Origin of the sequence: Streptomyces sp. NPDC052043 (assembly GCF_044548235.1) — a bacterium.
Lineage (GTDB): Bacteria > Actinomycetota > Actinomycetes > Streptomycetales > Streptomycetaceae > Streptomyces.
The window spans coordinates 305,496-317,659 of record NZ_JBIUBT010000004.1 but is presented as its reverse complement, the minus strand read 5'-3'; the positions used below and the strand labels follow the sequence as shown (position 1 = coordinate 317,659).

The 12,164-nt window shown below is 68.4% G+C and carries 11 protein-coding genes; all 11 read right to left on the bottom strand.

The genetic code is table 11. The features are described from left to right. Positions 1 to 44 precede the first annotated feature (44 nt). The 11 genes from ACIHCX_RS12640 to ACIHCX_RS12590 all read right to left on the bottom strand — a co-directional run bounded on the left by ACIHCX_RS12640 (position 45) and on the right by ACIHCX_RS12590 (position 12,112). Positions 45 to 1,139, bottom strand: a complete 1,095-nt coding sequence (locus ACIHCX_RS12640) for an ABC transporter ATP-binding protein (RefSeq protein ID WP_400028944.1) — start codon at positions 1,137 to 1,139, stop codon at positions 45 to 47. Beyond that, positions 1,120 to 2,106 carry an ABC transporter ATP-binding protein gene (locus tag ACIHCX_RS12635; RefSeq protein ID WP_400028943.1) on the bottom strand — a complete coding sequence of 329 codons (987 nt, stop codon included), beginning with the start codon at positions 2,104 to 2,106 and terminating at the stop codon, positions 1,120 to 1,122. The genes ACIHCX_RS12640 and ACIHCX_RS12635 overlap by 20 nt, the downstream gene beginning before the upstream one ends. Before the next feature lie 7 nt (positions 2,107 to 2,113). Continuing rightward, positions 2,114 to 3,091 carry an ABC transporter permease gene (locus ACIHCX_RS12630; protein WP_400028942.1) on the bottom strand — a complete coding sequence of 326 codons (978 nt, stop codon included), beginning with the start codon at positions 3,089 to 3,091 and terminating at the stop codon, positions 2,114 to 2,116. Next, positions 3,084 to 4,007, bottom strand: coding sequence for an ABC transporter permease (locus ACIHCX_RS12625; RefSeq protein WP_400028941.1), 924 nt, complete (start codon positions 4,005 to 4,007; stop codon positions 3,084 to 3,086). Before ACIHCX_RS12625 ends, ACIHCX_RS12630 begins: the two co-directional genes overlap by 8 nt. A gap of 5 nt (positions 4,008 to 4,012) precedes the next feature. Continuing rightward, complete coding sequence (locus ACIHCX_RS12620; protein ID WP_400028940.1) at positions 4,013 to 5,632, bottom strand: ABC transporter substrate-binding protein; 1,620 nt, start codon at positions 5,630 to 5,632, stop codon at positions 4,013 to 4,015. Positions 5,633 to 5,754: 122 nt separating this feature from the next. After that, a complete protein-coding gene (locus ACIHCX_RS12615) occupies positions 5,755 to 6,156 on the bottom strand; it encodes a VOC family protein (protein WP_400028939.1) in 402 nt (133 codons plus the stop codon). Positions 6,157 to 6,241: 85 nt separating this feature from the next. Further along, positions 6,242 to 7,402: an ABC transporter ATP-binding protein gene (locus tag ACIHCX_RS12610; RefSeq protein WP_400028938.1), complete on the bottom strand. Its 1,161-nt coding sequence runs from the start codon at positions 7,400 to 7,402 to the stop codon at positions 6,242 to 6,244. Further along, the gene (locus ACIHCX_RS12605) at positions 7,395 to 8,447 is read right to left on the bottom strand and encodes an ABC transporter ATP-binding protein (RefSeq protein WP_400028937.1); all 1,053 of its coding nucleotides are present in this window, start codon (positions 8,445 to 8,447) and stop codon (positions 7,395 to 7,397) included. The genes ACIHCX_RS12610 and ACIHCX_RS12605 overlap by 8 nt, the downstream gene beginning before the upstream one ends. Positions 8,448 to 8,458: 11 nt before the next feature. Continuing rightward, the gene (locus ACIHCX_RS12600) at positions 8,459 to 9,409 is read right to left on the bottom strand and encodes an ABC transporter permease (RefSeq protein ID WP_400028936.1); all 951 of its coding nucleotides are present in this window, start codon (positions 9,407 to 9,409) and stop codon (positions 8,459 to 8,461) included. Then, positions 9,402 to 10,334: an ABC transporter permease gene (locus ACIHCX_RS12595; protein ID WP_400028935.1), complete on the bottom strand. Its 933-nt coding sequence runs from the start codon at positions 10,332 to 10,334 to the stop codon at positions 9,402 to 9,404. Before ACIHCX_RS12595 ends, ACIHCX_RS12600 begins: the two co-directional genes overlap by 8 nt. A 146-nt stretch (positions 10,335 to 10,480) precedes the next feature. Beyond that, entirely contained in the window at positions 10,481 to 12,112 is a 1,632-nt protein-coding gene (locus ACIHCX_RS12590; protein WP_400028934.1) for an ABC transporter substrate-binding protein, read from the bottom strand. Positions 12,113 to 12,164: the final 52 nt, after the last annotated feature.

Here is a 12,164-nt window from a genome sequence, read left to right as displayed (position 1 = left end):
GGCACACGGCACGCCGCCCCGGCCCCCACCCCACAGTGCTCCGGTCACGGTGCTCTGGAGCCGCTGCCCTGCCCGTCGGTGTCCCGCTCCTTCGGCGGCACCACCTGGAGTTCCGCCGCGTAGTGGCACGCCGAGGGGTGCACCGCCGGCCCGGTGTCGTGCTGGAACTCCTCGGGCACCGCCAGCTCCGGCACCTCGAGCGTGCAGCGCTCCCGCGCCTTCCAGCAGCGGGTGCGGAAGCGGCAGCCGGAGGGGATGTTCGTCGGGGACGGCACGTCCCCCGAGAGGATGATCCGCTCCCGGCGCTCCCGGGCCCCGGGGTCCGGCACGGGCACGGCGGACAGCAGCGCCTGGGTGTAGGGGTGCGTCGGGTGGTCGTAGATCTGCTCGTCGGTGCCGATCTCGACGATCCGCCCGAGGTACATGACCCCCACCCGGTCGGAGATGTGCCGCACGATCGACAGGTCGTGCGCGATGAAGACGTAGGACAGGTCGAACTCGTCCTGCAGCCGCTCCATCAGGTTGATCACCTGGGCCTGCACCGAGACGTCGAGCGCGGAGACCGGCTCGTCGGCGACGATGATCTCGGGACGCAGGGCCAGCCCCCGTGCGATCCCGATGCGCTGACGCTGACCGCCGGAGAACTGGTGCGGATAGCGGTTGACGTACTCCGGGTTGAGGCCGACGACGTCCAGCAGTTCCTGGACCCTCCTCCTGCGGTCGCCCCTGGGCGCCACCTCGGGGTGGATCTCGTACGGCTCGCCGATGATGTCGCCCACCGTCATACGGGGGTTGAGCGAGGTGTACGGGTCCTGGAACACCATCTGGATGTTGCGGCGCACCGCCTTCAGCGCCCGGCCGGACAGCCGGGTGATGTCCTCGCCCCGGTAGCGGATCTCGCCCGCCGTGGGCCGCTCCAGGTTGCACAGCAGCTTGGCCACCGTGGACTTGCCGCAGCCGGACTCGCCCACGATGCCGAGCGTTTCGCCCCGGCCCAGGGTGAAGTCGACCCCGTCGACCGCCTTGACCGCCCCGACCTGCCTTCTGAACAGGACGCCCCGGGTGAGCGGGTAGTGCTTGACGAGCCCGGTGACCTCCAGGATCGGCTCGGCCGTTTGCTCAGCCGTCTGCTCTGCCATCCAGGCACTCCCTCCAGAAGTGGCAGGCGCTCGCGCGGCTTTCGGAGACCTCGTACAGGGGCGGTACGTCCGTCCGGCACACGTCCCGGGCCATGGGGCAGCGCGGGTGGAAGGCGCAACCGGGCGGGATCGCCTGGAGGTTGGGCGGCAGGCCCTTGATGGCGTAGAGCTCCCGGCCCTTGTGGCTCAGGCGCGGGATCGAGTCCAGCAGGCCCCTGGTGTACGGGTGGGCGGGCGCCTTGTAGATGTCGTGCACGGGCGCCGACTCGACGATCCGGCCCGCGTACATCACCGCGATCCGGTCGGCGACGTCGGCGACCACGCCCAGGTCGTGGGTGATCAGCACGAGCCCCATGCGGTACTCGCGCCGGAGTTCGGCGAGCAGGTCCATCACCTGGGCCTGGACGGTGACGTCGAGGGCGGTGGTCGGCTCGTCGGCGATGATGAGGGCGGGCTCCAGGGCCAGCGCCATGGCGATCATGATGCGCTGGCGCATGCCGCCGGAGAACTGGTGCGGATAGTCGCGCACGCGCTGCCGTGCGGCCGGGATGCGCACCCGGTCCATCAGCTCCACGGCCCTGGCGCGCGCGTCCTTGCGGGACATGCCCCGGTGCACCGTGAACATCTCGCCGAGCTGGTCGCCGACGGTCAGCACGGGGTTCAGCGCGGACAGCGCGTCCTGGAAGATCATCGCCATCTCGGCGCCCCGGATCCGCCGCCGATCCTCCTCCCTCAGCTTCAGCAGGTCCCGGCCGGCGAAGAGGATCTGCCCGCCGCTGATCCGGCCGGGCGGCACGTCGAGGATGCCCATGACCGCCTGCGCGGTCACGGACTTGCCGGAGCCCGACTCGCCGAGCACGGCGAGCGTCTCCCCGGCCTCCACCGCGAAGCCGACCCCGTTGACGGCGTGGACGACCCCGTCCCGGGTCCGGAACTCCACGTGCAGATCACGGACTTCGAGCAGCAAGGCGCCGTCACCTCAGCTTCGGGTCGAGGGCGTCGCGCACCGCGTCGCCGAGCATGATGAAGGCCAGGACCGTGATCGCCAGCGCCCCGGCGGGCCACAGCAGCGCATGCGGGGCGTTGCGGACGAAGGGCGAGGCGGCAGAGATGTCGATGCCCCAGGAGACGCTGGGCGGTTTCAGCCCGACGCCGAGGTAGGACAGGGTGGCCTCGAGGGCGATGTACGTGCCGAGCGCGATGGTGGCGACGACGATGACCGGGGCGACGGCGTTGGGCGCGATGTGCCGCAGCAGGATGCGGGAGTTGGAGGCGCCCAGGGCGCGGGCGGCCTGGACATAGTCGAGCTGTTTGGCGGTGATGACCGAGCCGCGCGCGATCCGGTAGATCTGCGGCCAGCCGAGCAGCACGATGAACCCGACGACCGGCCAGACGGTGCTGCTCGGCACGACGGACAGCAGGACGAGGCCGCCGAGGACGACGGGGATGGCGAAGAAGACGTCGGTGGTCCGGGACAGCACGGCGTCGCCGGCGCCGCCGAAGAACCCGGCGAGGCCGCCCAGCACCGAGCCGAAGAGCGCCACCCCGAGCGTGGCGCACACGCCGACCGTGACGGACGCGCGGGCCCCGTAGACGGTGCGGGTGTAGACGTCGCAGCCCTGCCCGTCGAAGCCGAAGGGGTGGCCGGGGGCGGGGCCGTCCTGGGCCCTGGGCAGGTCGCAGCTGAGCGGGTTGCCCGAGGCGATCAGGGACGGGCGGATCGCGATGACGACCAGGAAGCAGATCACCAGCGCGGAGAGCAGGAAGACGGGGTCGCGGCGCAGGTCGCGCCAGGCGTCGGACCACAGGGAGCGGGCCCGTCCGCCGGGCGGCCCCTCCGGCCCGCCCGGCACCCGCTCCAGCGTCGTCGCCTCGCTCGCCGCGAGGTCCATCGCGCCGCCCATGCCGGTTCCGGCGATGGCGCGCTCGGGCTCCTGCGACTGCTCAGGCATAGCGGATCCTCGGGTCGAGTACGGCGTACAGCAGGTCCACGAGCAGATTGGCGGCCAGGAAGACCAGGACGAGGACCGTCACGAAGCCGACGACGGTCTGGGTGTTCTGCCGCAGGATGCCCTGGTAGAGCTGGTAGCCGACGCCGTGGATGTTGAAGATGCGCTCGGTGACGATGGCGCCGCCCATCAGCGCGCCGATGTCGGTGCCGATGAAGGTGACCACGGGGATGAGGGAGTTGCGCAGCAGGTGCCGTACCACGACCCGGCGCCGGGGCAGTCCCTTGGCGACAGCGGTGCGCACGTAGTCCGCGCGCCGGTTCTCGGCGATGGAGGTACGGGTCAGCCGGGTGACGTAGGCGAGGGAGACGGAGGCGAGGACCAGGCCGGGCACGATCAGCTCGCCGAAGGCCGCCGCCGGGGACACCGAGGGTTTGATCCAGCCCCAGTGGACGCCGAACAGCAGTTGCAGCAGCAGGCCAGTGACGAAGGTGGGGACGGAGATGACGACGAGGGTGAGGACGAGGACCGAGGTGTCCACGGGCCGGCCGCGGCGCAGCCCGGTCAGCACGCCCAGGGTGATGCCGACGACGATCTCGAAGAGGATCGCGACGACGGTCAGCCGGATGGTGACGGGGAACGCCGACGCCATCAGCTCCGTGACGGGCTGTCCGTTGAACGCGGTGCCGAAGTCGCCGGTGAAGACGTTGCCCATGTAGGTCGCGTACTGCTGCCACAGCGGCTTGTCGAGGCCGAACTCCCGCCTGAGCTGGGCGGCGGTCGCGGTGTCGCAGGCGCGCTCCCCGCACAGTCCGGCGATGGGGTCGCCCATCACGTTCACCATCAGGAAGATCAGCAGGGTGGCCCCGAAGAACACCGGAATCATCTGGAGCAGCCGTCTGGCGACATGGCGTCCCATGCGGATCAGCCGACCCTGATCTCGTCGTACACGGGAACGCTGAACGGGTTGAGCGCCACGTCGTGCAGCCGGCCGGTGTAGCCGGCGCTGCCGTTCTGGTACCACAGCGGGATGGCGGCCATGGTGTCGCGTACGACGCCCTCGGCCTGCTGGAAGAGCCTGATCGCCCTGGGTCTGTCGGACTCGGCGTTGGCCTGGTCGACGAGGTGGTCGAACCGTTTGTCGGACCACTTGCCGTCGTTGGAGGAGGCGTTCGTGTAGTACAGCGGTTGCAGGAAGTTCTGGATCAGCGGGTAGTCCATCTGCCAGCCGGCCCGGAAGGGCCCGGTCATCCGGTGCTGCCCGATCTGGTTGCGGAAGTCGGCGAAGGTGCCGACCGGGTTGCCGACGCACGCCTTGTCGTTGCCGAGCACGTTGTTGATGGAGTTGCACACGGCGTCCACCCACTGCTTGTGCGAGCCCGAGTCCGCGTTGTACGTGATCCTCACCTGGCCACCGGGGAGTCCGCCGCCCTCCTGGATCAGCTTCCTGGCCGCCGCGGGGTCGTAGTCGCAGGCGTGGCCGCACAGGCCCGGCTTGTAGCCGCCGTCCGTGCCGAGGACCGGGGAGGTCCAGTCGGTGGCCGGGGTGCGGGTGCCCCGGAAGATGGTCTCGGTGATCTGCTTGCGGTTGACGGCCATGGACAGGCCCGTACGGACCTTCTGCGCCCCACTGGTGTTCCACTTCCTGTCGTAGAACGGGAAGGCCAGGGTCTGCAGGATGCCGGCCGGGCTGTTGATGTAGCGGCCGGCCAGGTCGGTGCGCACGTTCTTGAGCTGGCTGGCGGGGATGTCGTCGACGAGGTCGAGGTTGCCGGCCAGCACGTCGGTGTACGCGGTGTTGCTGTCGGTGTAGACCACCAGGGTCACGCCGTCGTTGCGGGCCTTGTCGGGACCGGGGTAGCCGTTCCACTTCCGCAGGGTCATCTGCGCGCCCTTGGTGTACGACTCGATGGAGTACGGGCCGTTGCCGACCGGCTTGTCCAGCCAGGCGGCGTGATGGGTGAAGAAGGCGCGGGGCAGCGGGGCGAAGGCGGCGTAGCCGAGGGTGTCGGGGAACGTGGAGAACTTCTGGTCGAGGGTGACGGTGAAGGTGCGCGGACCGGTGACCCTCAGCCCGGAGAGGGTGTCGGCGCTCTGCCGGCCGCTTACGGGGTGGACCTTGTCGTAGCCCTCGATGTAGCCGAAGAAGTACGCGTTCTTCTGGTTGTTCTTCAGGCTCGCGCCGTAGTTCCAGGCGTCGACGAAGGATCTGGCGGTGACCGGTTCGCCGTTGCTGAACCTCCAGCCGTCCTTGACCGTGATGGTGAAGTGCCGCGAGTCGGTGGTGTCGACGCTCTCGGCGAGCATGTTCTCGGCCTTGGCGGTCCTCGGGTCGTACCGCTTCAGCCCGCGGAAGATCATGTCGAGGACCTTGCCGCCCTGCACCTCGTTGGTGTTGGCCGGCTCCAGCGGGTTCTGCGGGTCGCCCCAGGACGCGGTCAGCGCGTTGGCGCCGGCACCGGCTCCCCCACCCCCGCAGGCGGCGAGCACGAGCACGGCCCCCATCGCCCCCGCGGCCCACCTGGCGCGCGCGACTCCACGCATGGGTGCCTCCTCGGGATGCGGTGACCTGAGACATATCAGCACACAAGCCGCATACCTGATGGTCGCCGCACCGATGGCGGTGTCACTCCACGCGGACGCGCCAACGCCGCCGCGCGCCCCCGTCAGCCCTCCGGCTCGACCTCGGAGGCCACCAGTTCCACCTCGAAGCCGTCGTCGTCGGCGAGGTAGCCCGCGTAGTGGTCGGGGCCGCCGGCGTGCGGGTAGCGGTCGGTGAAGAGCGGCGACCAGCCGTGTGCCGGCGCCTGGCTCATCAGCGCGTCGAGCCGCGCCGCGGGGCCCGCGTGGAAGGCGAGGTGGTTGAGGCCGGGGCGCTTCCGGTCGTGTGCGCCGTCGTCCCGCATCGCCGGTGACCGCTCGACCACCAGGTACGTGGGTCCCAGCCGCCAGCTGCGGCCGTGCTCCCACTCCTGGTAGGGGCTGTACCCGAGGCTGGTCAGCAGCCAGCCCCAGGAGCGGATCGCCCGGGGCAGGTCCGGGACCCAGAGTTCGACGTGGTGCAGCATTCGCCCGTCCTCTCATCCGTCGGGAAAAACGCCGGTTCCCGGCGCCTGGAAAGGCGCCGGGAACCGGGGATGTGCCGTGTGAGGGTCACGCCGCGCCGACGACGTCCTTCTCCTCGGCGAAGTGGCAGGCCGACTCGTGGGCCGCCAGGGAGTCCGAGCTCTTGAAGCGCTCGGGCACGGCGAGCAGCGGGACCTCCTCGGCGCACTTGTCCTGGGCCTTCCAGCAGCGAGTGCGGAAACGGCAGCCCGACGGCGGGTTGGCCGGGGACGGCACGTCGCCGGAGAGGATGATCCGCTCGCGGTGCTCGCGGGCCTCCGGGTCCGGCACCGGGACCGCCGACAGCAGCGCCTGGGTGTAGGGGTGCGTCGGGTGGTCGTAGATCTGCTCGTCGGTGCCGATCTCGGCCATCTTGCCGAGGTACATCACGCCCACGCGGTCCGAGATGTGCCGGACGATCGACAGGTCGTGCGCGATGAAGATGTAGGAGAGGTTGAACTCGTCCTGCAGCCGCTCCATCAGGTTGATGACCTGCGCCTGGACGGACACGTCCAGCGCCGAGACCGGCTCGTCGCAGATGATGACCTCGGGGTTGAGCGCGAGGCCGCGGGCGATGCCGATGCGCTGGCGCTGACCGCCGGAGAACTGGTGCGGGTAGCGGTTGATGTACTCCGGGTTGAGGCCGACGACGTCCAGCAGTTCCTGCACCTTGCGGCGCCGGTCGCCCTTGGGGGCCACCTCGGGGTGGATGTCGAAGGGCTCGCCGATGATGTCGCCCACCGTCATACGCGGGTTGAGCGAGGTGTACGGGTCCTGGAACACCATCTGGATGTTCCGGCGCACCGCCTTCAGCGCGCGCCCGGACAGCCGGGTGATGTCCTGGCCCTTGTAGAAGATCTCGCCGGCGGTCGCCTGCTCCAGGTTCATCAGCAGCTTGGCGACGGTGGACTTGCCGCAGCCGGACTCGCCCACGATGCCGAGGGTCTCGCCCTGGTACAGGTCGAAGGAGATCCCGTCGACCGCCTTGACCGCGCCGATCTTCTTCTTGAACAGGATGCCCTGGGTCAGCGGGAAGTGCTTGACCAGGTTGCGGACCTGGAGGATCGGCTCGCCGCGCTGGACGTGCGCGTCGAGTGCCGCGACCGCCTCCTCCTCGGAGGCCGCCTGGACGGTCTCCACCTCGGAGACGTTCGGCGTGGCGTCGTCCTTCGGCTCGTCGTCCTTCGCGAGCTTCGTGGGCTCAGCCATGGATCGTCTCCTTCCAGAAGTGGCACGCCGCGGCACGGCCCGCCAGTTCACCGCCGTCCTGCTCGGTGACCGGCAGCAGGTCCGGGATCTGCTCGCGGCAGATGTCCTGGGCCTTGGGGCAGCGCGGGTTGAACGCGCAACCGCTCGGAACACGCAGCAGGTTGGGCGGCAGACCCTTGATCGCGTACAGCTCCCGGCCCTTCTGGTCCAGGCGCGGGATCGAGTCCAGCAGACCCCTGGTGTACGGGTGTGCCGGGCGCTTGTACAGCTCGCCGACCGGTGCCTGCTCCACGATCCGGCCCGCGTACATCACGGCGATCTTGTCCGCGACGTCGGCGACGACGCCGAGGTCGTGGGTGATCAGGATCAGACCCATGTTGTACTCGCTCTGGAGCTCCGCGAGCAGGTCCATGACCTGGGCCTGGACCGTCACGTCGAGGGCCGTGGTCGGCTCGTCGGCGATGATCAGGTCCGGCTCCAGGGCCAGCGCCATGGCGATCATGATGCGCTGGCGCATACCGCCCGAGAACTGGTGCGGGTAGTCGTTCACGCGAGCCGCGGCGGCCGGGATCTTCACCCGGTCCATCAGCTCGATCGCCTTGGCCTTGGCGTCCTTCTTGGACAGGCCCTGGTGCACCCGGAACATCTCGCCGAGCTGGTAGCCGACGGTCAGCACCGGGTTCAGCGAGCTGAGCGCGTCCTGGAAGATCATGGCGATCCGACGGCCGCGGATCTTGCGGCGGTCCTCGGCGGACATCGCGAGCATGTCCTGGCCCCGGAAGAGGATCTCGCCCTGCGGGATCTTCGCCGGGGGCATGTCCAGGATGCCCATGATGGCCTGCGCGGTCACCGACTTGCCGGAGCCCGACTCACCGAGCACGGCGAGCGTCTCGCCCGCCGCCACGCTGTAGTTGACGCCGTTGACGGCCCGGACGACACCCTCACGGGTGTGGAACTCGACGTGCAGGTCGCGCACTTCGAGCAGTGGTGCGCCGTCCGCCCCGCCCTCGCGGGGCGAGGGCACGGCTTCTTCGATGGTGGTCACGTACGCCTCCCTCAGCGCGTCTTCGGGTCGAGGGCGTTACGGACCGCTTCACCGAGCATGATGAACGCCAACACCGTGATGATGAGCATGATCGACGGGTACAGCATGATGTGCTGCGCCACGCGGATCTGGTTTCCGCCGTCGGAGATGTCGTTGCCCCACGACACACCGTTCAGGCCGAGGCCCAGGTACGACAGGGTCGCCTCGGCGACGATGTAGATGCCGAGCGAGATGGTGGCGACGACGATCACCGGGGCCATCGTGTTCGGCAGGATGTGCCGGAACATGATGCGCGGGGTGCTCGCGCCCAGGGCCTTGGCGGCGTGCACGTAGTCGGACTGCTTGGTGGTGATCACCGCGCCGCGCATCACGCGGGCGATCTGCGTCCAGCCGAAGAAACTCAGCGCGCCGATGACGACCGAGATCGTGCGGTCCTGGAACGAGTTGAGCACGACCATCGTGCCGAGCAGGAACGGGATACCGAAGAACACGTCGGTCAGCCGGGAGATCACCGAGTCGACGAGTCCGCCGAAGTAGCCGGCGATCATGCCCATCAGGCCGCCCACGATCGTCACCACGAGGGTGGTGCCGAAGCCGACCGCCACCGAGGCCCGCGTGCCGTAGATGACACGGGCGTAGACGCTGCGGCCCTGCTGGTCGTAGCCCAGCCAGTCCGGGCCGAAGATGTGGCCCAGGTTCGGCTTCTGGAGGAAGTGCTTGGACAGGTCGCCCGTGGTCGGGTCGACACCGGTGAACAGCCCGGGGAAGAAGGTGATCGTCAGCAGCAGGACGATCAGCACCGCCGAGACGATGAAGATCCAGCTGCGGCGCAGGTCCTGCCAGGCGTCGCCCCACAGGCTGCGGGCCTTGTCCGGCTTCTGCTCGGGCGGCGTCACCGCGGCCGCGGCGCCGGTGGCGTCCGCCACACCGCGCTGGACATCGGTCTGGGTCACGTCAGGCATAGCGAATCCTCGGGTCAAGGACCGCGTAGAGCAGGTCGACGAGCAGGTTGGCAATGAGATACACGAGCACCAGAATGGTCACGAGACCGACGAGGGTGGTGCCCTCGCGGCGCACGATCGACTGGTAGATCGTGCCACCGATGCCCTGGATGTTGAACAGGCCCTCGGTGACGACGGCACCGCCCATCAGGGCACCGAGGTCGGCGCCGAGGTAGGTAACCACCGGGATCAGCGAGTTGCGCATGAGGTGGACGCCCACCACACGGCGCTTGGGCAGACCCTTGGCGATGGCCGTGCGGATGTAGTCGGCACGCAGGTTCTCGGCGATCGAGGTACGGGTGAGCCGGGTCACATAGGCGAGTGACGCGGTCGCCAGCACAATGGCCGGCATCAACAACTCGTTGATGTTGGTGTCGTCGTTGACGTTCGGCGGCAGCCAGCCCAGGTCGAACGCGAAGACGACCTTGAGGATGTAGCCGAGGACGAACACCGGCACGGAGATCAGCAGCAGCGTGACCAGCAGGATGATGGTGTCCGTGGCACGCCCGGCACGCAGGCCCGCGAGGGTGCCCAGGGCGAGGCCCAGGACCACCTCGATGGCGAAGGCCAGTCCGGCCAGGCGCAGGGTGACCGGGAACGCGTCGCCGAGCACGTCCGTGACGGGACGGCCGCTCGAGATCTGGGTGCCGAAGTCGGCGTGCAGGACCATGTCCCGCATGTAGTGCCAGTACTGCACCAGGATCGGCTGGTCCAGGCCGTACTCATGTTTCAGTGCGGCGATCACCTGGGGGCTTCCGCCCTTGTCACCGAACAGCCCTCGTACGGGGTCACCGGGCAGGGCGTAAACCATGAGGAAGATCAGCAGAGTTGTCCCGATGAACACCGGGATCATCTGGAGCAGTCGTCGTGCGACGTAGCGCCCCATCGTGCCTCCATGTCAGTCACAGCGGCAGCCGACGAGGCCCCTTCCGCACGCACCGCTGAACGGTACGTGCGGAAAGGGCCCCCCAGCCGCTGCCGTTCCCCGGGGTGCGGGCGCTCCGCACCCCGGGACGAACGGGCTGTTTGTCGTTACTTCTTGACCTGAACGCCGGTCAGGACCGGGTCGCCCTGCTGGTCGTACTCGACTCCGGACACCTTGTCCGAGTAGCCGGCGTTGACCTTGTAGTACCAGAGCGGGATGGACGGCATGTAGTTGACCAGGTCCTTCTCGAGGTCCTGGTACTTCTTCTCCGACTCCTCCAGGGAGCTCGCGCTGTCGGCAGCGGCGATCTCCTTGTCGACGGTCTTGTTGGAGAAGCCACCCTGGTTGCCGTCCGAGTGCGTACCGTACAGGTCACGCAGGAAGTTGGCGTTGAAGGGGTAGTCCAGCACCCAGCCCGAACGGTACAGCGACTTGACCTGCTTGTTGTCGCGCGCGTTCAGGTCGGCCTGGAAGTCGGGCTTGGAGTCGCCCACGCACTTCACACCGGTGGCGTTGGTGATGGAGTTGCAGACCGCCTCCACCCACTCCTTGTGGCCGCCGTCCGCGTTGTACTGGATGGAGATGGAGTTGCCCGGAACGCCACCGCCCTCCTTGATGAGCGCCTTGGCCTTGGCCGGGTCGTACTTGGTGACGTCGCCGGCGGCGTTCGGCGTGTAGCCGAGGACGCCCTTGGCGACCCAGCCGGTCGCGGGCTCACGCGTGCCCTGGAGCACGGTCTTGGTGATCGTGTCGCGGTCGATCGCCATCGACAGGCCCTGGATGACCTTGGGGTCGATGTCCTTCCACTGCTTGCTGTAGAAGGCCACGGCGATGGTCTGGATGGCCGAGTAGGCCTGGTCCACCGCGCGGTCGCCGAGGTCCTGCTTGTAGACCGGGAGGTCCTTCGGCGCGATCTGACGGAGCACGTCGACGTTGCCGGACTTCAGGTCCTCGTAGGCCGTCTCGAGGTTGCTGTAGTTCTTGAAGACCACACCGCCGTTCTTGGCGGCGTTCGGGCCCTTGTAGTCGTCGTACTTGGCAACCTCGATCTGCTTCTTGTGCTGCCAGCTGACGAACTTGTACGGGCCGTTGCCGATCGGGTGCTCGCCCGCGGCCTTCGGGTCCTTGTAGAAGGACTCCGGCAGCGGGTCGAAGACCTCGTAGCCGAGCTTGTACACGTAGTACGGGATCGGCTTGCTCAGCGTGATGGTGAAGGTGTGGTCGTCCACGATCTTCAGACCGGACATCTTGTCGGCCTTGGGCTTGCCCTTGGCCGGGGCGACGTCGTCGTAGCCCTTGATGTCGGAGAACCAGAAGCTGTTGGTCTGCTTGTTCGCCGGGTTCGCCGCCCAGTTCCAGGCGTTCACGTAGGACGCCGCGGTCACCGGGGTGCCGTCGTGGAACTTCCAGTCGGGCTTCAGCTTGACCGTGAAGGTCTTGTTGTCCTTGGAGTCGATCGACTCGGCATTGACGTAGACGGTCTTGCCGCTCTGGTCGTAGTCGACGAGCCCGGAGAAGAGCGACTTGATGACAATGCTGCCGTTGGACTCCATGGTGTTCGCCGGCTGCAGCGGGTTCTGCGGCTCACCCACCTCGACCGAGAACTTGCCGCTCGGGTCGACCGCGGCCTTGCTGTCGCTGCCCTTGTCGCTGCCACCGCCGCTGCCGCCACAGGCCGTCGCGCCCAGCGCCACAACCGCGGCTATCGCAACCCACTTGGCGCTCTTGGCACCACGCATGGGGCTCCTCCTCATGAGTCCATTGGTTCACCGCATGGAGGGACACCTGACG